20 protein-coding genes and 1 pseudogene are annotated in these 21,702 nt (G+C 61.6%); 13 read left to right on the forward strand and 8 right to left on the reverse strand.

The features are described from left to right. Positions 1 to 72: 72 nt before the first annotated feature. The 3 genes and pseudogenes from aceF to lpdA all read left to right on the forward strand — a co-directional run bounded on the left by aceF (position 73) and on the right by lpdA (position 3,999). On the forward strand, positions 73 to 1,740 hold the full coding sequence (gene aceF / locus NCR40_RS04745) for a dihydrolipoyllysine-residue acetyltransferase (RefSeq protein WP_244827600.1): 1,668 nt from the start codon (positions 73 to 75) through the stop codon (positions 1,738 to 1,740). A 174-nt stretch (positions 1,741 to 1,914) separates the two neighbouring features. Further along, a pseudogene (locus NCR40_RS31445) lies at positions 1,915 to 2,253 on the forward strand (biotin/lipoyl-containing protein); the annotation flags it as partial. A gap of 3 nt (positions 2,254 to 2,256) precedes the next feature. After that, positions 2,257 to 3,999 carry a dihydrolipoyl dehydrogenase gene (gene lpdA, locus NCR40_RS04750; protein WP_350029291.1) on the forward strand — a complete coding sequence of 581 codons (1,743 nt, stop codon included), beginning with the start codon at positions 2,257 to 2,259 and terminating at the stop codon, positions 3,997 to 3,999. Positions 4,000 to 4,185: 186 nt separating this feature from the next. Here the strand turns inward: lpdA and NCR40_RS04755 are convergent, their stop codons facing one another. Beyond that, positions 4,186 to 4,761, reverse strand: a complete 576-nt coding sequence (locus tag NCR40_RS04755; protein ID WP_244827602.1) for a phasin family protein — start codon at positions 4,759 to 4,761, stop codon at positions 4,186 to 4,188. A gap of 782 nt (positions 4,762 to 5,543) precedes the next feature. Between NCR40_RS04755 and pbpG the strand changes: the two genes are divergently transcribed. After that, entirely contained in the window at positions 5,544 to 6,740 is a 1,197-nt protein-coding gene (pbpG, locus tag NCR40_RS04760; protein WP_244827603.1) for a D-alanyl-D-alanine endopeptidase, read from the forward strand. 84 nt (positions 6,741 to 6,824) lie between these two features. Here the strand turns inward: pbpG and NCR40_RS04765 are convergent, their stop codons facing one another. Next, positions 6,825 to 7,619: an IclR family transcriptional regulator gene (locus tag NCR40_RS04765; protein WP_244827604.1), complete on the reverse strand. Its 795-nt coding sequence runs from the start codon at positions 7,617 to 7,619 to the stop codon at positions 6,825 to 6,827. Positions 7,620 to 7,775: 156 nt separating this feature from the next. On the opposite strand from NCR40_RS04765, the gene NCR40_RS04770 reads away from it, so the two are divergent. Continuing rightward, entirely contained in the window at positions 7,776 to 8,516 is a 741-nt protein-coding gene (locus NCR40_RS04770; RefSeq protein WP_250508854.1) for a (Fe-S)-binding protein, read from the forward strand. Between the two features lie 14 nt (positions 8,517 to 8,530). Next, positions 8,531 to 9,943: a lactate utilization protein B gene (locus tag NCR40_RS04775; RefSeq protein ID WP_250508855.1), complete on the forward strand. Its 1,413-nt coding sequence runs from the start codon at positions 8,531 to 8,533 to the stop codon at positions 9,941 to 9,943. An 81-nt stretch (positions 9,944 to 10,024) separates the two neighbouring features. Here NCR40_RS04775 and NCR40_RS04780 read toward each other — a convergent pair whose 3' ends face one another. After that, positions 10,025 to 10,648, reverse strand: a complete 624-nt coding sequence (locus tag NCR40_RS04780; protein WP_244827607.1) for a hypothetical protein — start codon at positions 10,646 to 10,648, stop codon at positions 10,025 to 10,027. Positions 10,649 to 10,911: 263 nt separating this feature from the next. Between NCR40_RS04780 and NCR40_RS04785 the strand changes: the two genes are divergently transcribed. Beyond that, a complete protein-coding gene (locus NCR40_RS04785; protein WP_250508856.1) occupies positions 10,912 to 11,130 on the forward strand; it encodes a hypothetical protein in 219 nt (72 codons plus the stop codon). A gap of 93 nt (positions 11,131 to 11,223) precedes the next feature. Here NCR40_RS04785 and NCR40_RS04790 read toward each other — a convergent pair whose 3' ends face one another. Continuing rightward, positions 11,224 to 12,423, reverse strand: coding sequence for an amino acid aminotransferase (locus tag NCR40_RS04790; protein WP_244827609.1), 1,200 nt, complete (start codon positions 12,421 to 12,423; stop codon positions 11,224 to 11,226). A gap of 425 nt (positions 12,424 to 12,848) precedes the next feature. Between NCR40_RS04790 and uvrB the strand changes: the two genes are divergently transcribed. The 6 genes from uvrB to NCR40_RS04820 all read left to right on the forward strand — a co-directional run bounded on the left by uvrB (position 12,849) and on the right by NCR40_RS04820 (position 19,026). Then, positions 12,849 to 14,945: an excinuclease ABC subunit UvrB gene (gene uvrB, locus NCR40_RS04795; RefSeq protein WP_244827610.1), complete on the forward strand. Its 2,097-nt coding sequence runs from the start codon at positions 12,849 to 12,851 to the stop codon at positions 14,943 to 14,945. Positions 14,946 to 15,310: 365 nt separating this feature from the next. After that, positions 15,311 to 15,856, forward strand: coding sequence for an iron transporter (locus tag NCR40_RS04800; protein WP_370652099.1), 546 nt, complete (start codon positions 15,311 to 15,313; stop codon positions 15,854 to 15,856). An 81-nt stretch (positions 15,857 to 15,937) separates the two neighbouring features. Beyond that, positions 15,938 to 16,273, forward strand: coding sequence for a cupredoxin domain-containing protein (locus tag NCR40_RS04805; protein ID WP_244827612.1), 336 nt, complete (start codon positions 15,938 to 15,940; stop codon positions 16,271 to 16,273). A 67-nt stretch (positions 16,274 to 16,340) separates the two neighbouring features. Next, positions 16,341 to 17,192 carry an FTR1 family iron permease gene (locus NCR40_RS04810; protein ID WP_244827613.1) on the forward strand — a complete coding sequence of 284 codons (852 nt, stop codon included), beginning with the start codon at positions 16,341 to 16,343 and terminating at the stop codon, positions 17,190 to 17,192. After that, a complete protein-coding gene (locus NCR40_RS04815) occupies positions 17,189 to 18,592 on the forward strand; it encodes a 4Fe-4S binding protein (RefSeq protein ID WP_250508857.1) in 1,404 nt (467 codons plus the stop codon). Before NCR40_RS04810 ends, NCR40_RS04815 begins: the two co-directional genes overlap by 4 nt. 20 nt (positions 18,593 to 18,612) lie before the next feature. Continuing rightward, a complete protein-coding gene (locus NCR40_RS04820) occupies positions 18,613 to 19,026 on the forward strand; it encodes a GlcG/HbpS family heme-binding protein (protein WP_244827615.1) in 414 nt (137 codons plus the stop codon). 304 nt (positions 19,027 to 19,330) lie between these two features. Here NCR40_RS04820 and hemP read toward each other — a convergent pair whose 3' ends face one another. The 4 genes from hemP to NCR40_RS04840 all read right to left on the reverse strand — a co-directional run bounded on the left by hemP (position 19,331) and on the right by NCR40_RS04840 (position 21,675). Continuing rightward, on the reverse strand, positions 19,331 to 19,591 hold the full coding sequence (hemP, locus tag NCR40_RS04825) for a hemin uptake protein HemP (RefSeq protein ID WP_244827616.1): 261 nt from the start codon (positions 19,589 to 19,591) through the stop codon (positions 19,331 to 19,333). Between the two features lie 124 nt (positions 19,592 to 19,715). Next, positions 19,716 to 20,204, reverse strand: coding sequence for an SRPBCC family protein (locus tag NCR40_RS04830; protein WP_244827617.1), 489 nt, complete (start codon positions 20,202 to 20,204; stop codon positions 19,716 to 19,718). A 53-nt stretch (positions 20,205 to 20,257) separates the two neighbouring features. After that, positions 20,258 to 20,656, reverse strand: a complete 399-nt coding sequence (locus NCR40_RS04835) for an OsmC family protein (protein WP_250508858.1) — start codon at positions 20,654 to 20,656, stop codon at positions 20,258 to 20,260. Positions 20,657 to 20,808: 152 nt separating this feature from the next. Then, the gene (locus NCR40_RS04840) at positions 20,809 to 21,675 is read right to left on the reverse strand and encodes a pirin family protein (RefSeq protein ID WP_250508859.1); all 867 of its coding nucleotides are present in this window, start codon (positions 21,673 to 21,675) and stop codon (positions 20,809 to 20,811) included. Positions 21,676 to 21,702 lie beyond the last annotated feature (27 nt).

Consider the following 21,702-nt stretch of genomic DNA (forward strand, 5'->3'; position numbering starts at 1 on the left):
GCCCCCGTGCGTTGTGATGCGGCGCGCTCCCGAAGCGGGGGCGCGCCGCATGCAACACAGGAGACACTAATAATGAGTCAAGCGATCGAAGTCAAAGTGCCGGACATCGGCGATTTCAAGGACATTCCCGTGATCGAGGTTCTGGTCAAGGTGGGCGATGTCGTTGAACAGGAACAGTCCCTCGTCACGCTGGAATCCGACAAGGCCACCATGGATGTACCGAGCTCCTCCGCGGGCACGGTCAAGGAAGTAAAGGTCAAAGTGGGCGATAACGTGTCGGAAGGCACGTTGATCGTCGTATTGGAAAGCGGCGCTTCCGCGCCCGCCCAAGCCGACGCGCCCGCCAAGCAGGAAGCGCCGGCCGGCACGACCACGCAGTCGCAACCCGCGCAAGCCGCTCAGGCTTCGAGCGGCGGCGGATCGGTGGAAGTGAAGGTGCCGGATATCGGCGACTTCACGGATATCCCGGTCATCGAAATCGGCGTGAAGGTTGGCGACAAGGTGGAGAAGGAACAGTCGCTCGTCACGCTCGAATCCGACAAGGCGACCATGGATGTGCCTTCGCCTGCCGCTGGCACCGTCAAGGAATTGAAGGTCAAGCTCGGCGATACGGTGTCAGAAGGCACGCTGATTCTGATTCTCGAAGGCGGCGAAAGCAGCCCGGCCGCTTCCGCGCCCAAGCAGGAGGCGCCGAAGCAGGAAGCGCCGAAGCCGGTCGAAGCGCCGCCCGATGCGCCCGCCAAACCCGCGCCCGCGCCCGCCCAGCCGTCCGCGCTCGCGCAGGCGCCCGCTATTCCCGCAGGCGATGGCACACGCACGTCGAGCCACGCGTCGCCTTCGGTGCGCAAGTTCGCGCGCGAACTCGGCGTCGATGTCACGCGTGTGCGCGGTTCCGGTCCGAAAGGCCGCATCACGCAAGGCGACATCACCGCGTTCGTGAAGGGCGTCATGTCGGGTCAGGGCGCAGCGCCCGCCGCGGTTGCCGCACCGGCTGGCGGCGGTGGCGACCTCAACTTGCTGCCGTGGCCGAAGATCGACTTCACGAAGTTCGGTCCTGTCGATCCGAAGCCGCTGTCGCGCATCAAGAAGATCTCGGGTGCGAACCTGCATCGCAACTGGGTGATGATCCCGCACGTCACGAACAACGACGAAGCGGACATCACCGAGCTCGAAGCGCTGCGCGTGAAGCTGAACAAGGAAAACGAGAAGTCGGGCATCAAGATCACGATGCTGGCTTTCGTCATCAAGGCAGTGGTTTCCGCGCTGAAGAAATTCCCGACCTTCAACGCGAGTCTCGATGGCGACAACCTCGTCTTCAAGAAGTATTTCCACGTTGGCTTCGCGGCCGATACACCGAACGGCCTCGTCGTCCCGGTGATCCGCGACGCCGACAAGAAAGGCTTGATGGATATCGCGAAGGAGATGACGGATCTCTCGAAGCTCGCGCGCGAAGGCAAGCTGAAGCCGGACCAGATGCAAGGCGGCTGCTTCTCGATTTCTTCGCTGGGCGGCATCGGTGGCACGAACTTCACACCGATCATCAACGCGCCGGAAGTGGCCATCCTGGGTCTGTCGCGTGGCGCGATGAAGCCGGTGTGGGACGGTAAGCAGTTCGTGCCGCGCCTTACGTTGCCGCTGTCGCTGTCGTATGACCACCGCGTCGTCGACGGTGCGGAGGCGGCGCGCTTCAACGCCTATCTCGCGGGCATTCTGGCGGACTTCCGCCGGGTGATTCTCTAAAAAAGTGGCGCGTGTCTTCCTCGCTCGATTGTGCGGGCAAGACACGTGAGACGCTGGGACCGGCGCGTGCTTCGGTGCGCGCGCCGGCTCCAACCGCTCTTCTTCGCCATCATCTTGCATGGGACCCGGGTCAGGCGCTTCAGGCACCGGCTCTGGTCGACATAGGGGACAAATATGAGTCTCGTCGAACTAAAAGTACCCGACATCGGCGACTTCTCCGATGTCGATGTCATCGAAGTCAATATCAAGCCCGGCGACGCCATCGAAAAGGAACAGGGCGTCATCACGCTCGAAACCGATAAGGCCACCATGGAAGTGCCCGCCGACCAGGCAGGCACGATCAAGGAAGTGAAGGTCAAACAGGGCGACAAAGTCTCGCAAGGCTCGGTCATCGCGATGATCGAAACCGAAGGCGCGAGCGCCGCTGCAGAACCGAAGGCCGAAGCGCCGAAGGAAGCGTCGTCCGCAAAGCCGGCTGCACCCGCGCCCGCGGCGTCGGGCGGCGGCGCACAGGACGTGAAGGTGCCGGATATCGGCGACTTCAAGGACATTCCGGTCATCGAGATCCATGTGAAGCCGGGCGATACGGTCGAGAAGGAGCAATCGCTCGTCACACTCGAGTCCGACAAGGCGACCATGGATGTGCCTTCGCCCGCCGCGGGCACCGTGAAGGAACTGAAGGTCAAGCTGGGCGACAACGTCTCCGAAGGCAGCGTGATTCTGACGCTCGAAGGTCAGGGCGGAGGCGTGAGCGAAGTGCCGACCAAGCCGACGGCCGCGCAACCGCAGCCCGCCGAAATGGCGAGCGCCGCGCCCGCGCCGAAGGCAGGCAGTTATTCGGGCAGCGCGGATGTCGAGTGCGACATGCTCGTGCTCGGCGCAGGCCCCGGCGGCTATTCGGCGGCGTTCCGCGCAGCGGATCTCGGCATGAGCACCGTGCTTGTCGAACGCTATGCGACCCTGGGCGGCGTGTGTCTGAACGTCGGCTGCATTCCGTCGAAGGCGCTGCTGCATACGGCGCTCGTGCTCGACGAAGCCAAGCATCTCGAATCGCACGGCATCACGTTCGGCAAGCCGAGCATCGATCTGGACAAGCTGCGCGGCTTCAAGGAGGGCGTCGTCAAGAAGCTGACCGGCGGTCTCGCGGGCATGGCGAAGGCGCGCAAGGTACAGGTGGTGACGGGCGTCGGTACGTTCGTCGATCCGAACCACATGGAAGTGCAGGGCGACGGCGGCAAGAAGGTCGTCAAGTTCAAGAAGGCGATCATCGCGGCGGGTTCGCAGGCGGTGAAGTTGCCGTTCTTCCCGGACGATCCGCGCGTGGTCGACTCGACCGGCGCGCTCGAACTGCGTCAGATTCCGAAGCGCATGCTGGTGGTGGGCGGCGGAATCATCGGGCTGGAAATGGCGACGGTTTATGCGTCACTCGGCTCCGAAATCGATGTCGTCGAAATGCTCGACGGTCTGATGATGGGCGCCGACCGCGATCTCGTGAAGGTCTGGGAGAAGTACAACGCGAAGCGCTTCGCCAACGTCATGCTGAAGACCAAGACGACCAAGGCGGAAGCCAAGGACGACGGCATTTACGTGACGTTCGAGGGCGACAAGGCGCCGACCGAAGCGCAGCGTTACGACCTCGTGTTGCTGGCCGTGGGCCGCAGTCCGAACGGCGGGAAGATCGGCGCGGACAAGGCGGGCGTCGCGGTGACGGATCGCGGCTTCATCAACGTCGACAAGCAACTGCGTACGAACGTCGAGCATATTTTTGCGATCGGCGATCTCGTTGGCCAGCCGATGCTCGCGCACAAGGCCGTGCACGAAGGCCACGTCGCGGCGGAAGCGGCGCATGGCGAGAAGGCGTACTTCGATGCGCTGCAAATTCCGTCGGTGGCTTATACCGATCCGGAAGTGGCGTGGGCCGGCAAGACCGAAGACCAGTGCAAGGCCGAAGGCATCAAGTACGGCAAGGCGGTGTTCCCGTGGGCCGCTTCGGGCCGCGCGATTGCCAATGGTCGCGACGAGGGCTTCACCAAGCTGATTTTCGATGAAGCGACGCATCGCGTGATCGGCGGCGGGATCGTCGGATTGAACGCGGGCGATCTGATCAGCGAAGTGTGTCTCGCGGTCGAGATGGGCGCGGATGCCACGGACATCGGCAAGACCATCCACCCGCATCCGACCTTGGGCGAATCCATCGGCATGGCGGCGGAGTTGTACGAAGGCGTCTGTACGGACTTGCCGCCGCAGCGCAAGAAGTAAGCGGCCGCAAAAGGGTGTCGAGCGAAGCGCGCTTCTTCACGGAAGCGCGCTTTTGCTTTTGAACTGCCCGCTCGAATGCGTGAAGCGAAAGCCGTTTTTCCGAACCAACAGACCACAAAAAACCCGGCGCGAGGCCGGGTTTTTCGTGATTCTTGCTTCGTCAACCGGGCGAACCCGGCTTCGGACTTACGCAACCGTCTTCTTGGCGGTGCGCGTAGCTTGTTCGGTCGCTTGCGTAGCGGCCTTCGTGGCGGCCGTGGCGGCTGCGTTGAAGTTGCTTTCAGCGATTTCGACAGCTTGCTTCGTTGCCTTGTGAACCGTTTCGTACGTCGTGTTGGCGGCGGTGATGGCCGACTTCATGACTGCGACTGCGGTTTCCGAACCAGCCGGTGCGTTTTTCGCGACGTTGTCGACGAGCGATTGCACCTTGCGGTTTTGCTCTTCGTACTGAGCTTCAGCAACGCGAGCGAATTCAGCCTGCGTGGACGACGCGATTTCATACAGATGACGGCCGTACGACAGAACCTTCTCGGCGACCGGCTGCGTGAGGCTTGCTTGCAGCGAGAGGAGTTCTTGTGCGTCCTTGACCGACAGCGCGCGCTGGGTGTTCTCCTGGCTTTCGGCCAGGGTCGACTTCACGACTTGCAGATTCAGTTCGACCAGCTTTTCGATACCTTCGAATGCCTTGTTCGTGAGGCCGAACAGCGTGTCGAAGTTAGCTTTTTGTGCGGCGGCGATTTGCTCGGGGGTCAACAGGGTCATCTCAGGCTCCTGATAGTCGACCCATCAACGCGGGTCGTGGTTTGGTAGATCCGGCGCGCCGTTGCGGCCGGTTACTGCAAAGTGCGATTGGTGCGTCGCAACATGAAGCCATTTTAGAGATATTCCGATAGATGTCAAGCGCTTTTTGTGCATTGCACAATAGGCCGAAAGATCTTGTTAAACAATGGCTTAAGTCAGATCGCAGCCGCATGCGCTGCTGCTCGGTGAAAACCCTATGCACCGCTGCAGGGCGTGGCGTTGCGAGACACTTCCAACCGGATTGGAGCGTTATGAAAGCACGCTAAGACGACAGAATCATGTCCCGTCGATGCGCATGCTGGAGACTCGCATCGACAAGAAAGATGAGATGTTTCTGTAGTAAGTCCTATTTTTAGGATGGCGCCGTACACCAAATTGTTGAAGAGACGTTAACATTTCGACTGTCGGTTGCGTTGTTGTTGTGTTGACGCCGCATCCGTCCACCGCACGCAGCCTTCTTCGAATTTTCGCTTCGCTGTCTTCCAGACCCGAATCCGCGATTCCTGGCTCAAGTTGCAGAAAGTTTTGCCGATAGTGCGCTTGTCGTCCCGCATAAAAGCGCACTGTTGGCAGCACTGCTGCAAAGCGCGATCGTTTTTTCCGATCAAAGCGCGCGTTGTGTAACGATAAGCAATCGTGGCTTACAACTCGGTTTAACGAGTGCCGATAAGTGCTTAATATTGCTTAAATTTCGTAGCTTCACTACACTTGGCGGTACTCTCCAGCCGCCCAACAGAACACTAATGAAAACCGAAATGTTTTCGTCGTTTAAGGTGGTTCATGGCGTAGCGCTGCGCTCCGCGTTGTCGATCGCCATTTCCATCGCCGTAGCGACGTCCTTTGCAGCGGCTCCGGCTGAAGCCCTCGCAAAAACCGCCACCGCAACCAAATCCGTCAAGAAATCCGCGAAGTCCACTGCTTCCGCCGAGAAGGCCGAAAAGCCTGCTCGTGTGGCGAAGACATCGGCGAAATCGGGCCGTGCCGCCCGCGTAGCCAAGGTCGCCGCCGAAGACGACGACGTACCCCGGGCTTCCCGCAAGCGTCGAGTGAATTACCGCATGGACCCGCGCTCGCGCCGCGCCGCAGTGCACTCGGTGGCGTATCAGCCGCGTGCCACCTCGGTCGGTTCGGCGTTCGGTCTGCATGAAACGCCCGACAGCCTGGCGCTGCGTTCGAGCGTGGCCTATGTGGTGGACCAGAACACGTCCGAAACGCTTTTCGACAAGAATTCGCGCGCCGTCGTGCCTATCGCGTCCATCACCAAGTTGATGACGGCAATGGTCACGCTCGACTCGCACTTGCCGCTCACCGACGAAATGACGGTGACCGACGAAGATCGCGATTACGAGAAGTTCACGGGCTCGCGGCTCGCCGTCGGCTCGGAGCTCAATCGCGAGGACATGCTGCATATCGCGCTCATGGCATCGGAAAATCGCGCGGCGGCCGCGTTGTCGCGCTATTACCCGGGTGGCCGGCCGGCTTTCATCGCGGCAATGAACGCGAAAGCGAAGTCGCTCGGCATGACCGACACGCATTTCGAGAACTCCACGGGTCTCACGAGCCTCAACGTTTCGAGCGCACGCGATCTCGTGAAGATGGTGAACGCGGCGTATCAATATCCGCTCATCCGCAAGTTCTCGACGGATCGCAGCTACGAAGTCTTCACCGGCAAGCGCAATCTCGCCTACAACAGCACGAACGCGCTGGTGCGTAATGCGTCGTGGGATATCGGTTTGCAGAAGACCGGCTTCATCAACGAAGCGGGCGAGTGCCTGGTGATGCAGGCAACGGTCAACGGCCGCCCGGTCGTGATCGTGCTGCTCGATTCCTACGGCAAGTATTCGCGTTTCGCGGATGCCGGCCGCCTGCGTTCGTTCCTCGATACGCTCGGCGAACCACGCATCATGAGTGCGGACATGGGTAGCGGTACGAACCCCTAAGCAAGTTTGAATAAGCAGAAAGCCGGATGGGTCTCTCGACCCGTCCGGCTTTTTGTCTTTGAAGCAGCGTGTCTAACGCAAGATTCAGCGCGATGCGGCTGCAACCGGCTCGGGGTGATAACCCAGCGAGCGCGAGATCTCCAGCGCCGTATGACTGAGTTGCTTGAGCCACGCGTCCTGCAGCCGATCGGCCGGCGCCGACAACGACAAGCCCGCGACGAGCCGCCCGGTATCGTCGTAAATGCCCGCCGCGATACAGCGCACGCCCAGTTCGAGTTCTTCGTTATCGCGCGCGCAAGCCTGTTGCCGCACGAACGACAGCTCACGTTCCAGCTTCGACAGATCGGTGATGCTGTTCTGTGTGTGGCCCGAAAGACCCGTGCGCATGGCGTAGGCGCGCACGCGCGTGGTTTCGTCGGCGGCGAGGAAGAGTTTGCCGACCGAAGTCAGATGCAGCGGCGCGCGTCCACCGATCGCGCGCACGACCTGCATGCCGGAGCGTTCGGAATAAGCCCGCTCGATATAGACGATCTCATCGCCCTGACGCACCGAGAGGTTGACCGTCTGTCCCGTTTGCCGATGCAGTTCGCGCATCGGCGGCATTGCGGCCTCGCGCACCGAAAGGCGCGCCTTGACCAGATTGCCTAGTTCGAGCAGACGCATGCCGAGCCGATACGTGCCTGGATCGGAGCGGTCCACCAGCCGGCACAGCACCATGTCGTTCAAGATGCGGTGCGCCGTGGAAGGATGCAGATCGGTGCTTTGGGAGAGTTCCTTCAGGCTGACGGGATCGGTGTGGCCGGCAAGCGCGTCCAACAGACGCATCATGCGTTCGATCACCTGAATGGAGGTTTTGGATTCCGGGTTCGTATCGCTCATCGTGGAAATCGGTTGATGCGTCAAACTACGGATGCGCAATTGTATCTCATAATGTGAAAACGCGGTCGGCGGTTGGGGAGTGCCCGAACCACCGCCGCTTCGCGGATAATCGGCGTGCGTCTTAGAAAATCTCGATAAAACAGGAAACGCTCCACCATGCAAGTCGGACTATTCGTCACGTGCCTCATCGACATGATGCGGCCGGAGATCGGCTTTTCGGTCATCAAGCTGATCGAGCGCGCGGGTTTTACGGTGAGCGTGCCGCCCGCGCAAACCTGCTGCGGCCAGCCCGCGTATAACTCCGGCGATCGCAGACTTGCACGCGATCTCGCCGAAAAGACACTGCGGGAATTCGAACAATTCGACTACGTGGTGGTGCCGTCGGGTTCGTGCGGCGGAATGATCCGCGCGCATTACGGCGATCTCTTCCGCGACGATCCGCAACTCATGAATCGCTTCGCGCGCCTGCAACCGCGCGTCTTCGAACTCACCGATTTTCTCGTGAATGTTGCCAAGGCGCGCATGGAGCCCGGTGTGTTCGAAGGCGCCGTGACCTATCACGATTCCTGCTCGGGCCTGCGTGAACTCGGCGTGAAGGCGCAGCCGCGCGATTTGCTCGCACAAGCGGGCGTGCCCGTGACCGAGATGGCGGGCTGCGAACATTGCTGCGGTTTCGGCGGCACGTTCGCGGTGAAGTACGGCGACATTTCGACGGCCATCGTCGATGAAACATGCGCCAACATCAAGGCGAGCGGCGCGGCTACCGTCGTGCTGGGCGATCTCGGCTGCATGCTGAATATAGAAGGGCGCTTGAGGCGCACCGGCGACACGAGCACGCGTGTGCTGCATATCGCGCAAGTGCTTGCCGGCGACGCATCCGACTCCATCCGCAACTGAGAACGAGCGAGCCCATGCAAGTCCAGACGATGCACTTCAAGGCGCGCGCCGGCAGCAAACTCGCCGATGAGCGTCTGCAGCAGAACCTCACCAAGCTCTCGACCAAATTCGTGAGCGCGCGGGCGAGCGCGGTGCTCGATATCGACTTCGAGGCGACGCGCGCCGCGCTAAAGGAGCGCCGCAATCGCGCGCTCGACAACCTCGACGTATGGCTCGAAACCTTCGAACGCGAGGCGACGCGCCGTGGCGCGACCGTGCTCTACGCGGAATCGACGCAGGATGCCGCGCGGCTCGTCGCGGACATCGCGCGCGCGCATGGCGTGAAAAAGGTCATCAAGACCAAGTCGATGGTCTCGGAAGAGATGCAACTGAATCGCGTGCTCGGCGAAATGGGCGTGCAGTCCATCGAAACCGATCTCGGCGAATACATCCTGCAGATCAACGACAACGAGCCGCCGAGCCACATCATTGCGCCCGTGGTTCATAAGGACAAGGAGCAGATCGCCGATCTCTTCGCGAAGACGCACGGCAAGCCGCGTCTCACGGACATCCCCGACATGACCCGCGAGGCGCGCGAGGTGCTGCGCCCGCATTTCATGTCCGCCGATATGGGCGTGACGGGCGGCAACTTTTTGATCGCGGAAACCGGCTCGGTGGCAGTTGTCACGAACGAAGGCAACGAAGGCATGTGTACCGTGATGCCGCGCGTGCACGTCGCGGTGACGGGCATCGAAAAGATTCTGCCGACGCTCGAAGATCTCGCCACCGCAATGCGTCTGCTACCGCGTTCGGCGACCGGGCAGACCATTTCCAATTACTTCTCACTGCTGACCGGCCCCCGCGCGATGGGCGAGCAGGACGGGCCCGAGCATATGTATTTCGTGCTCGTCGATGGCGGGCGCACCGGGCTTATCGGCGGCGAGTTTCAGGAGATGCTGCGGTGTATTCGCTGTGGCGCGTGCATGAATCACTGCCCGGTGTATCAAAAGATCGGCGGTCATGCGTATGGCTGGGTTTATCCCGGACCGATGGGTTCGGTGTTGACGCCGGCTTATGTGGGCATCGACAAGGCGCTCGATCTGCCGCAAGCCGCAACGCTATGCGGCGAATGCAACAGCGTGTGCCCGGTGGGTATTCCGCTGTCCGACCTGCTGCGCAAACTGCGCGAAAAGCAGACCGAACGCCATCTGCACCCCTGGACCGAACGCGTGGCGCTCGCCGTGTGGGGTTACTTCGCGCTTCGGCCAATTGCTTATGCGCTTTTCACGAAACTCGCGGTGCGCGTGCTTGAAGTCATGGGCGGAAAGAGAAAGACGATATCGCGCATGCCATTCGGCGCCGGATGGACCGAAACACGCGATATGCCCGCACCGGTCGGGCGCACCTTCCGCGAACTGTACAAGGCGAAGGGCACGCATCTCGGGTGAGCGTGTTTCCACGAAAGCGATGTGAAAAGCCGCGCCGGTTCGACCCGGCACGGCTTTCTAGCGCTCTGCGCAATCGACGCGTTATCCGCCGATCGGCCCGAGCGAGCTTCGCTGGTTGCCGCCGTGTCCGCCACCGCCACCGGCGCCACCGCCTTGATCGCCACCGCGATGGTAGCCGCCATTGCCGCCACCGTTTCCGCCAGGATTCGCGGCGGGCGCCTGCGGACGTCCCGGCGGGACGCCGCCGACGGCTCGCGGCAACGGCGCGCCTCCGCCTGCCTGTTGAGGCGGCGGTCCGCCCACTGGACGGCCTCCACCGGCTTGCGGTGGCTGACCACCACCCGGCTGATGTCCGCCGCCCGCTTGTTGCGGTTGATTATTTCCTTGCGGCGGGCGCCCACGCGGATAGTCCCCGCGATTCCAGTTGCCCGATGGCGGACGACGCCAGCCTGGACCGTCATCCCAATAGCGGCCGGGGCCAGGACCGTAGTAAGCGGGGCCAGGACCGGAGTAGTAGCCGCCGCCCACCGCTACGCCGGGCTGAACGACCACCGGCGCGCCGTACGCGTCGTAGCCATAGCCGGGATCGGCGTAGCCTGCGGCGGGATATCCGCCACCGTAGGATGATCCATCGGGATAAACCGCGCAGCCGCCTAGTACCAAAGCCGATGACGCGATCAAAAGTCCAGCAACTGCGGATTTCATGTCGTTGATTAGTTCGTTGCAGTGATAACAATAAGACACCCGGCGTGCTCCGATGTCCCCAAGAACTTTGTAAGGTTTTATGACGATTGGCCCGTTCTTGTTGCAATTTCAAAGCCGTGGGTTGACTACCTTTCGTTGTCCGCCACGCAACGAAGCTTTGCTTTTCAGCGTCTTTTTAAGATGTCGGCGATTCCGTAAAATTCGATAGTCGCTTAGTGGGCATCATTCATGCGCTTGATGCGACGACGAACAGAGGTAATCCCATGAAAAAGACAATATCGACCTATTGGCCCGCCGCGATCCTGTTGCCGCTCGTACTGACGTTCTGCATGCACGCGGGCGAGCCCCGGTTAGCCGTCGAGCGTCACGAGCGTTCGGGCGTGGCAAGCGTGAGCGCGGAATTGGCGCGCGCGATTTCCTACGGCTTAGTCGATGACGACGACGCAAGACCCAACGCGCCGGCACGTCCCGAATCGATATAGACGCCGGCGAAACGCCGCGCACAGGCCACAAAAAATGGCGCCCTTCATGAGAAGGACGCCATTTTCTTTTGCAGCAAACGCGCGTGCAATGCCTTACTTCAGCACGCTTGCCACTGCGTTGGCGACGACATCGATATTGCGCAGATTCAGCGCAGCCACGCAGATGCGCCCCGTGCTGACCGCATAGATGCCGAATTCTTCCCGCAGACGGTCCACTTGCGGCGCGGTCAGGCCCGAGTACGAGAACATGCCGCGCTGACGGTCGACGAAGGAAAAGTCGCGATCCACGCCAGCGCCCTTCAGACGCTCGACGAGGCCATTACGCATGGCGCGGATACGATCGCGCATCTCGCCCAGTTCCTGTTCCCACAGCGCACGCAGTTCCGGCGATGCCAGCACGGCCGCGACCACCGAGCCACCGTGCGTCGGCGGGTTCGAATAGTTGGTGCGAATCACGCGCTTCAATTGCGACAGCACGCGCGACGACTCTTCCTTGCTCGACGTGATGATGGACAGCGCGCCAACGCGCTCGCCATACAGCGAGAACGACTTCGAGAACGACGACGACACGAACACGTTCAGATCCGACGCGGCGAAGAGGCGCACGGCGGCGGCATCGGCTTCGATGTTTTCGCCGAAGCCTTGATACGCGATGTCGAGGAACGGCACGAGGTTGCGCGCCTTCACGACTTCGACGATCTGCGCCCACTGCGCGTCCGTCAGATCCACGCCGGTCGGGTTATGGCAGCACGCGTGCAGCACGACGATGGTGCCGGCCGCGTAGCCGTTCAGCGCGTCGAGCATGGCCGCGAAGTTCACGCCATGCGTCGCCGCTTCGTAATACGGATAGTTGACGACCTCGAAGCCCGCACCTTCGAAGAGCGCGCGATGGTTTTCCCAGCTCGGGTCGCTGATCGCGACTTTCGCGCCCGGATTCACGCGCTTCAGAAAGTCCGCCCCAATCTTGAGCGCGCCCGTGCCGCCCAGCGCCTGCGCCGTGACGATACGGCCCGAAGCGATCAGCGGCGAGTCGCGGCCGACGAGCAGCGTCTGGACGGCCGAGTCGTACGCGGCGATGCCGTCGATAGGCAGATAGCCGCGCGGCAGCGCTGCATCGACGCGTGCTTTTTCAGCTTCGCGAACGGCGCGCAGAAGCGGAATCTTGCCTTCTTCGTTGGTGTAGACACCAACGCCCAGATTGACCTTGGTCGGGCGCGGGTCGGCGTTGAAGGCTTCGTTGAGGCCCAGAATCGGGTCGCGGGGAGCGAGTTCGACGGCAGAGAAAAGAGACATGATCTATCGGCAGTGGAAGGAAGACGTGCGGCGGGAAGAACGATGCTTGGGCGCTCGAAAAAGCGGCGCGTGACGTCGTTGGCGGCGCGGTCGTGCGGGGCGCCCCCTCGAAGCCCAGTCGCATATTGTATCGAATCCGGCGCTGCATTTCGGATCGAGCCTTATTCTATGTACGCGCTTTTTTCTCGCGAGCATGAATAAGCGCATGGGCTTCGGCCGGTTGAAAGCCTTGTCCGGCATGCGCGCAAGCCTCGATTGGACGGCATCGACGGAACAGCGGCGCCGCCTCGCGCGCCATTGCTTGACTTCCACCCAACGGTCCCAACCTGCTCGATTCCGCCTCCGTGAGGCCGCCCGCGCCACTTTCGCCGCAGCCGCTAGAATAGGTGTTTGCTCCGGCGCCGACTAAGAAGATTCCCCTCTCCATGTCCGATACCCTTATCGAAACGCCCGACGCACTGGACGAATCGAAGTTCGCCACGTTCGAAGGCTCGCCGTTTCAGCTCTATCAGCCGTATCCGCCCGCGGGCGATCAGCCCGAGGCCATCAAGACGCTCGTCGAGGGCGTGGACGACGGTCTCTCGTTCCAGACGCTGCTCGGCGTGACCGGCTCGGGCAAGACCTTCACGATGGCCAACGTCATCGCGCGTCTGGGCCGGCCCGCCATCGTTTTCGCGCCCAACAAGACGCTCGCCGCGCAGCTCTACGCCGAATTCCGCGAGTTTTTCCCGCGCAACGCGGTCGAGTACTTCGTCTCGTACTACGACTATTACCAGCCGGAAGCGTATGTGCCGCAGCGCGATCTCTTCATCGAGAAGGATTCGTCGATCAACGAGCATATCGAGCAGATGCGGCTCTCGGCGACCAAGAGCCTGCTCGAACGCCGCGACGTAGTGATCGTGGCGACGGTGTCGGCCATTTACGGTATCGGCAATCCGTCCGAGTATCACAAGATGATCCTCACGCTGCGCGTAGGCGACAAGCTCGGCCAGCGCGATGTCATCGCGCGGCTGATCGCCATGCAATACACGCGCAACGAGGCGGATTTTCAGCGCGGCTCGTTCCGTGTGCGAGGCGACACCATCGACATCTTTCCGGCGGAACACGCGGAAATGGCGGTGCGAGTCGAATTGTTCGACGACGAAATCGAGTCGATGCAGCTTTTCGATCCGCTCACCGGCCGCGTGCGCAACAAGATTCCGCGCTTCACGGTGTATCCGTCGTCGCATTACGTGACGCCGCGCGACACCGTCATGCGCGCGATCGAAACCATCAAGCTGGAACTGCGCGAGCGGCTGGAGTTTTTCCATAGCCAGGGCAAGCTCGTCGAGGCGCAGCGGCTCGAACAGCGCACGCGCTTCGACCTGGAAATGCTGCAGGAACTGGGTTTTTGCAAGGGCATCGAGAATTACTCGCGGCATTTCTCGGGCTCGGCGCCCGGCGAACCGCCGCCGACGCTCGTCGACTACCTGCCGCCCGACGCCATCATGTTGCTCGACGAGTCGCACGTGCTGATCGGCCAGTTGAACGGCATGTATAACGGCGACCGCGCGCGCAAGGAAAATCTCGTCGATTACGGTTTCCGCATGCCGTCCGCGCTCGACAACCGGCCGCTCAAGTTCAACGAATTCGAGCGCAAGATGCGCCAGGCCGTGTTCGTCTCGGCGACGCCCGCCGACTACGAACAGAAGAAAGCGGGGCAAGTGGCCGAGCAACTCGTGCGGCCGACGGGTCTCGTCGATCCCGAAATCGAGGTGCGGCCCGCGCGCTCGCAGGTCGACGACGTGCTCTCCGAGATCAACGCGCGCGTCGCGGTGCACGAACGCGTGCTTGTTACCGTGCTCACCAAGCGCATGGCCGAACAACTGACCGAATTTCTCGCCGATCACGGCGTGAAAGTGCGCTATTTGCACAGCGATATCGACACGGTCGAGCGCGTGGAAATCATCCGCGATCTGCGGCTCGGCACGTTCGATGTGCTCGTCGGCATCAACTTGTTGCGCGAGGGTCTGGATATTCCTGAAGTGTCGCTCGTCGCCATTCTCGACGCGGACAAGGAAGGCTTCCTGCGCGCCGAGCGCTCGCTGATCCAGACAATCGGACGGGCGGCGCGCAACGTGAACGGCAAGGCGATCCTCTACGGCGACAACATGACGGACTCGATGAAGCGCGCCATCGACGAAACCGAGCGGCGCCGCGCCAAGCAGGTGGCGCATAACCTCGAGCGGGGCATCACGCCGCGCGGAGTGGAAAAGCGCATCAAGGACATCATCGATGGCGTCTACAACGCCGACGACGCGCGCGCCGAACTGAAGGAAGCCCAGACGCGCGCGAAGTTCGAGGACATGACCGAGAAGCAGCTCGCAAAGGAAATCAAGCGGCTGGAAAAGCAAATGATGGATCACGCCAAGAATCTCGAATTCGAAAAGGCGGCGCAGACCCGCGACCAATTGGCGCTGTTACGTCAACGCGTGTTCGGCGCGAACGTGGGCGATCACATCACCGGCATCGGCGGAAAGTAAGGCGAAAGAAAGCAAGTTTTCATCGTTCTGTCTCAAGCGACGCGGCGAGCCGGAAGGCGCACCGCGTTTTTTTATCGGCCGTGAATGGACCGCGAGTTGGCTGCAAGCCCGCCGGAGCCTTGCCGCAGCAGGCTTTTGTAAGCCCGCGCTAATTTGTCCCGAGTGGTGAAGGGTGCTAAACTGACGAACATTGAGAATGGTTCGTATTAACGTTTTCCAGATTCTGGAAGCGGTTTTTTGCTTCGCGCTAACGAACCGGCACCACAGTCATTTTTTTGCGCCGGCGCGCCTTTTTAGAGCGCCGGAGTTCGGTGGAAAGGGCGCGCCAATGTCACGCGCGCCATCGATAACAACAGGAGTGTTTGATGGGTTCAACGTTGATGCGCGGCCTCGTTGCCGCCGCAGGCCTCACGGCGATGATGGCGGCTTCCGCTGCTGAGTATCCGATCGGCAAGCAGCACATCGAAGGCGGCATGGAAACGGGCGCCGTCTATCTGCAGCCAATCACGATGGCGCCGGAAGGCATCATGCGCAAGGCATCGGATTCGGACATCCACCTCGAAGCGGATATTCACGCGGTCAAGAACAACCCGACCGGTTTCGCCGAAGGCGACTGGATGCCCTATCTGAACGTGACGTATGAACTCACGAAAACCGGCTCGACGCAGTCGGTCAAGGGCGACCTGATGGCGATGGTCGCAAGCGACGGCCCGCACTACGGCGACAACGTCAAGCTCTTCGGTCCGGGCAAATATCACCTCAAGCTGCATATCTCGCCGCCTTCCGAAACCGGCCACATGGCGTTTGGCCGTCACGTCGACAAGGAAACCGGCGTGGGTCCGTGGTTCAAGCCGTTCACGATCGAATACGACTTCCCGTTCGCGGGCATCGGCAAGAAGGGCGGGTACTAAGCTCGCGCACGGCGTTCGCGCGTTCCGGCAGGGGTTTGCAGTTTGCTGCGCCGCCGGACGCGTACCAATCAGGAAGTCCGCATGAAATTGAAAAGCCAGCTGATGGCGATGTTGCTCTCGGTCGCAGCGGGTCTTGGCGCGGCGCACGCTGCCGATCTGCCGACCTTCAAGCTCGAAATGAACGACGGCAAGCTGAACCCGGCGCGCATCGAAGTACCGGCGGGGCAGCGCATCAAGATCGAAGTGCATAACGTCGGCAAGGGCGCGGCCGAGTTCGAAAGCGTGCAGTTGCGCAAGGAGAAGGTGCTCGCGCCGGGTGCCGATTCGTTCGTGGTGATCGCGCCGCTCGATCCGGGCGAATACAAGTTCTTCGACGACTTTCATCAGACCGCGCAAGGCGTGATCGTCGCCAAGTAAATGTCGGTGCCGCGCGCGTGTTTCGGTGCGTCCGCGCGGGCAAGTGACGCAACGCAAAGGGGTTCAAATGGGGCAGGTACTTTTCATCGTCTGGCGTGAGAGCGTCGAAGCTTTGCTGGTCGTCGGCATTCTGTACGCATGGCTGAAGAACGGCGACCAGCAGGCGCGTCGCGGCCTGCCTTATCTGTGGTTCGGCGTGGCCGCGGGGCTGGTTGCCGCCATCGCGCTGGGCGCCGCGCTCATCGGCTTCACGGAAGTGCTGTCCGGCAACGCGCAGGATTACTTCCAGACCGGCATGGTGCTGATCGCCTGCGTGCTCATTGTGCAGATGGTCCTGTGGATGAAGCGTCACGGCCGCACGCTCAAGCGCGACATGGAAAGCTCGCTGCAAAAGAGCACGCAGGACGGACAGTTCTGGGGCATCGCGGTGCTGGTTGCGCTGGCTATCGCGCGTGAAGGCAGCGAGACGGCCGTGTTTCTGTATGGCGTAGGCTTCGGGCAATCGGGACACGTCGATGCTTCGCAATATCTCGCGATCATCCTCGGCTTCGCGCTCGCGCTCCTGACGTTCTACGTGCTGCAACTCGGCGGCAAGATCTTCTCGTGGCGCTCGTTCTTTCGCGTGACCGAAATCATGCTGCTGTTTCTCGCCGCCGGCCTCTTCGAGACGGGCGTCGACAAACTGATCGACATGGAAGTGCTGCCGGTCATCGTCAATCAGGTGTGGAACTCGTCCGCGCTGCTCGACGACTCGAGCACCTTCGGTTCGCTCGTTGCCACCCTCACGGGTTATCGCGCGCATCCGGCGGGCATGAACCTGGTTGCCTACGCGGTCTACTGGATCGTGATCTATCTTCTCCTGCGCCGTTCCAATCATCAGATGGCGCAAAAACAAAAGGCGGCGAGCCGTCCAGCATGAGCTCTGTTCTGCAACGACCCGGCCGGCTGCAACAGGCCGGTCAATGGATGCAACGGCACGGCAACGCGATCCGCGGAATTCAGTGGGTCGTGGTTGCCGTGTACGCGTTTCTGATTCTCGTGCCGGCTGTCATGCCGCTGCCCGATGGCTCGGCGCATTTGTGGAATAACCTCACGCTTGCCGCGCAGTTCGTGTTCTGGGGCATCTGGTGGCCGTTCGTGCTGCTGTCGATGGTCATGCTCGGCCGAGTGTGGTGCGGTGTGCTGTGTCCGGAAGGCGCGCTCACCGAGTTCGCGAGCAAGTTCGGCCGCGGCTGGGCGATTCCGCGCTGGATGCGTTGGGGCGGCTGGCCGTTCGTCGCATTCGGACTCACGACCATCTACGGACAGATGGTGAGCGTCTATCAATATCCGAAAGCCGTGCTGCTCGTGCTCGGCGGCTCGACCGTGGGCGCGATGATCGTCGGCGTGCTGTATGGCCGCGAAAAGCGCGTGTGGTGCAAGTACCTCTGCCCGGTAAACGGCGTGTTCTCGCTGCTCGCACGGCTTGCGCCGTTTCACTACAAAGTCAGCGAAGACGCGTGGCGCCGTTCGTACAAGGAAGGCGAGCACGGGCATCGGGTGATTCCGATCAACTGCGCGCCGCTCGTGCCCCTGCGCAAGATGGAAGGCGCCGCCGACTGCCATATGTGCGGCCGATGCAGCGGCCATCGCGATGCCATCGCGCTCACGTGGCGCTCGCCGTCGGAGGAAGTGGTCGAGCTCGGCAACAAGGCGGCGAATCCGTGGGACACGGCGCTGATTCTGTACGGCTTGCTCGGCATCGCGATCGGTGCGTTCCACTGGACCGTGAGCACATGGTTCGTCGATCTCAAGCAGATCTTCGCGAGCTGGCTGATCGATCACAACATCCTCTGGCCGCTCGATACCAACGCGCCGTGGTTCCTCTTCACGCATTATCCCGAGCAGAACGACGTGTTCTCCTGGCTCGACGGCACGATGGTGATCGGCTATATCGTCGCGACGGGTCTCGTCTATGGCACGGCGCTGCTCGCGCTGCTGGCGCTCGGCACGCGCATGCTCGGCAAGATGAACGCGGCGCGGCTGCATCACCTGACGCTCTCGCTGATTCCGCTCGCCGGATGCGGCGTGTTTCTTGGCTTGTCGGCGACCACGGTCTCGCTCCTGCGCGCGGAGCATCTGCCGCTGTGGTGGGTGACGGACCTGCGCCTCGGGCTGCTTGGCGTCGCCAACTTGTGGAGTGCCTGGCTCGCGTGGCGCGTCTCGGCTCGTTATTCCTCGACGCTTGTTCCGCGCGCACTCACGATGGTATGGTTTGTCGCGGCGCTCGCCGTCGCGGATAGCGCCTGGTATTTGATGTTCTGGGGCTTCAGCCGATAACGCCATTAGGTGAGAATCAAGTGAGAACCAAACCCGTACTGACCGACGAAGACGTCCTGCTGATGGCCGCCGCCGCCGAGGCGCACGCAAAGGCGCACAACTGGAACGTGACCATCGCCATCGTCGATGACGGCGGGCATCTGCTGCATCTGCATCGGCTCGAAGGGACGGGCGCGAGCACGGTCGAGATGGCGACTGGCAAGGCGCGCACCGCCGTGCTCGGCCGGCGCGAAACGAAGGTGTACGAAGACACGATCAAGCAGGGCCGCACTGCGTTTCTGAGCGCGCCCATGACGGCCATGCTCGAAGGCGGCGTGCCGATCTTCGTCGGAACGGATATCGTCGGCGCGGTGGGTGTGTCGGGCGTGAAATCGGATCAGGATGCATCGATCGCGCGGGCGGGCATTGCGGCGCTTGGCATCGAAAACGTCTGAAGCGAGAACGTCCGAAGCACGCGTTCGAATTTTTGCCATAGCCCGCGCACAATAAAAACGGCACGCCTTCGCATTGAAGGCGTGCCGTTCGATCGAACAAAATGCATGGCCTCGTTCGGGCACATGACATCGGTGGGAACCAAAAAAAGCGGCTTCGCTTGCTATCGACGACTGGCTGGTGTTTGCACGAAGGGGTCTAAATTCTCGCGTGCAAGTCGTCCTCGCTGGCTAAGGCCAAACACCTCTTTGGCGAGGTGGTCCCCACAATACACGGTACTGCTGTTCTGCCTTACCTCTTTGCCGCTTACTTCGTCAGGATCAGCTTGCCCAGACGCGTCGCGCGCAATTGATAGGTCTCCCCGTTATGCACGATCGCGATATGACTGCGCCCCTGCAGTAACGTATCGCTGCGCAACGAACGATCGCCGGTTGCATCGGCTGAATCCGTCGATGTCGTCGATGCCCGCACCGACGTCACGGCAGCCGTCTTCGGGCGCGTGATGGCTGCATCGCGAACTGCCGGACGGCGAAGCCTGAGCGTGGTGGATCGCAGCGTGTCGGTCATGTCGTTTGAGTGCGTTCGTTGATTCGATGGGTCTATAGTAAATGATAACTATTCCTATTTGCAACTAGAGTTTCCTATGGGTGCGCGGCCGTCATAGCCGCGCTTCATGTAGGACTTGAACTTTCTAGTGTAGCGGCGTTTCGTCGTGGCGCCCGTGCGCATATTGGCGAATCAGCCGCACCGTGTCGATATCCGATTCCCGATAAGCCGACTTGACGATCTCTTTGGTCTGGCGCTCGTCAGGCGTTGCGTCGTCGTTCTCGGGCAGGGTGGTGCTGTACGTGAATCGCAGAAACAGTTGCAACTCGTCGGGCTGCTCGATCGCCATGGTCAACGAGCCGCCGACATGTTCGGCAGTCGGCAGGATGTCGTAACGCACGCTGCTGTCCGGTGTGAGGGTAACGCGGTCCCGCACCACGGCCTGACCGTAGTGCAGCTCGCGCTCCATGACGTCGCCCTCGCGCGAGAGGATGTCGCAGCTATCGAGGCCGAGCACGAAAAGTTGCGGCTGCTCGGCGCGCAGCACGAGTCCTTCCCACAGTTGTTCGCGCGTGAGCGACTCGACGAGCGGATTGGTCGGATCGTTGATCTGGATGAGATGTTCGAAATTCAAAACGACGTTTCCCTGGATAGTTCGATGTACCCGTGCGGGCTGTTTTCAGGAAGTCAGGAAGCGAGCCCCGAGTCGATGCGCACCGCTCCGGACAGAACCTTGTGCATCGGACACGCATTGGCGATTTGCAAGAGGCGTTCCCGCTGTTCGGCATCGAGCGCGCCCGTGAGCGCGATCTGCCTGTCGATGATCGTGCCGTCTGCCGTGCTCTTCATCGACAATTCGACGTGCACCGCTTCGAGCGGCCAACCCTTGCGCTTCGCGTACATGCGAAGCGTGATCGAGGTGCACGCACCCAGGCTCGATAGCAGCAGCGACGCGGGCTCCGGACCGGTGTCCGCGCCGCCGAGGCTCGCGGGCTCATCGGCGACCCAGCCATGCGTGCCGTCGCGCAGCTGCACCTGATAGTCGGCAGCGCTGATGCTGGCGGTCACGGAAGGTCCGGAAGACATGCGTCGCTCCTATGAATGGCGATGTACGGCAAGAATAGCGGCGCGAATAAGAGCGGCGCGGCACGAACGGTCATTGTGACGCAATGCGCCCGTTCGTGCCGCGCCGTTTCATCGTGCCGATACGGTTCAGCGATGAATACCGCTCGGTGTGCCTAGTGCGTGATCGCGCCCATGCGGCCTGTCTGATAGTCGGTCACGGCCTGGCGAATTTCATCTTCCGTGTTCATGACGAACGGACCGTAGCGCACCACAGGTTCCTTGAGCGGCACGCCGCCGATGAGCAACACTTCGACGGGTTCATCGCCGGCGGCGAGGATGATCGTGTCGCCATCGTCCTTGAACGAGATCATCTGCTGTTTGCGTACCGGTTGACCCTGCGGCCCATAGAGACCGACGCCCGACAACGGATACGCGAACACGCGAAAATCCCGCGGCACGTGATGCTCGACTCTTGCGCCAGGTTGCAGCGAAAAGTGCTGATAAAGAATCGGCGTACGTGTTTCGATGGCGGCCTTCACGCCGAGCGCTTCGCCCGCGATGACCTTCACGCGCACCTTGCCGTCGTCGCTCGTCGCGACGGGAATCTGCGCCGACGCGATCTCTTGATAATGCGGCGTCGTCATCTTGTCGCGCTTCGGCAAATTCACCCACAGTTGCAGGCCGTGCACGCGGCCGCCGCGTCGCGTGAATTCCTCGCCAGGCATTTCGCTATGAATAACGCCCGCGCCGGCGGTCATCCACTGCACGTCGCCCGGACGTAATGTGCCGGAATGGCCGGCCGAATCCTTGTGACCGAACTCGCCTTCGAGCATGTAGGTGACCGTTTCGAAGCCCCGATGCGGATGATCCGGCGCGCCCTTGGCTTCGCCCGGAGCGTAATCGGTCGGGCCCATTTCATCGAGGAGAAGGAACGGGTCGAAGTCCATCAGAAGACGCGTCGGAAACGGGCGATGCACAACGAATCCGCCGCCTTCAACCGTGCGCGTTGCGGGAATGATGCTGGAAATGGTACGGCTCATGATCGGAATGCCTCGCGTCACCAAAAG

The organism is Caballeronia sp. GACF4, assembly GCF_023631025.1.
GTDB lineage: Bacteria > Pseudomonadota > Gammaproteobacteria > Burkholderiales > Burkholderiaceae > Caballeronia.

Bases quoted from the DNA above. Each gene is read 5' to 3' on its own strand.
- NCR40_RS04810 (WP_244827613.1), top strand. From the start codon at position 16,341: ATGGGGCAGGTACTTTTCATCGTCTGGCGTGAGAGCGTCGAAGCTTTG.
- NCR40_RS04770 (WP_250508854.1), top strand. From the start codon at position 7,776: ATGCAAGTCGGACTATTCGTCACGTGCCTCATCGACATGATGCGGCCG.
- NCR40_RS04840 (WP_250508859.1), bottom strand. From the start codon at position 21,675: ATGAGCCGTACCATTTCCAGCATCATTCCCGCAACGCGCACGGTTGAA.
- NCR40_RS04780 (WP_244827607.1), bottom strand. From the start codon at position 10,648: ATGAAATCCGCAGTTGCTGGACTTTTGATCGCGTCATCGGCTTTGGTA.
- NCR40_RS04755 (WP_244827602.1), bottom strand. From the start codon at position 4,761: ATGACCCTGTTGACCCCCGAGCAAATCGCCGCCGCACAAAAAGCTAAC.
- NCR40_RS04815 (WP_250508857.1), top strand. From the start codon at position 17,189: ATGAGCTCTGTTCTGCAACGACCCGGCCGGCTGCAACAGGCCGGTCAA.
- NCR40_RS04805 (WP_244827612.1), top strand. From the start codon at position 15,938: ATGAAATTGAAAAGCCAGCTGATGGCGATGTTGCTCTCGGTCGCAGCG.
- NCR40_RS04785 (WP_250508856.1), top strand. From the start codon at position 10,912: ATGAAAAAGACAATATCGACCTATTGGCCCGCCGCGATCCTGTTGCCG.
- hemP (WP_244827616.1), bottom strand. From the start codon at position 19,591: ATGACCGACACGCTGCGATCCACCACGCTCAGGCTTCGCCGTCCGGCA.
- aceF (WP_244827600.1), top strand. From the start codon at position 73: ATGAGTCAAGCGATCGAAGTCAAAGTGCCGGACATCGGCGATTTCAAG.
- NCR40_RS04775 (WP_250508855.1), top strand. From the start codon at position 8,531: ATGCAAGTCCAGACGATGCACTTCAAGGCGCGCGCCGGCAGCAAACTC.
- NCR40_RS04790 (WP_244827609.1), bottom strand. From the start codon at position 12,423: ATGTCTCTTTTCTCTGCCGTCGAACTCGCTCCCCGCGACCCGATTCTG.
- NCR40_RS04800 (WP_370652099.1), top strand. From the start codon at position 15,311: ATGGGTTCAACGTTGATGCGCGGCCTCGTTGCCGCCGCAGGCCTCACG.
- NCR40_RS04835 (WP_250508858.1), bottom strand. From the start codon at position 20,656: ATGTCTTCCGGACCTTCCGTGACCGCCAGCATCAGCGCTGCCGACTAT.
- pbpG (WP_244827603.1), top strand. From the start codon at position 5,544: ATGAAAACCGAAATGTTTTCGTCGTTTAAGGTGGTTCATGGCGTAGCG.
- uvrB (WP_244827610.1), top strand. From the start codon at position 12,849: ATGTCCGATACCCTTATCGAAACGCCCGACGCACTGGACGAATCGAAG.
- NCR40_RS04765 (WP_244827604.1), bottom strand. From the start codon at position 7,619: ATGAGCGATACGAACCCGGAATCCAAAACCTCCATTCAGGTGATCGAA.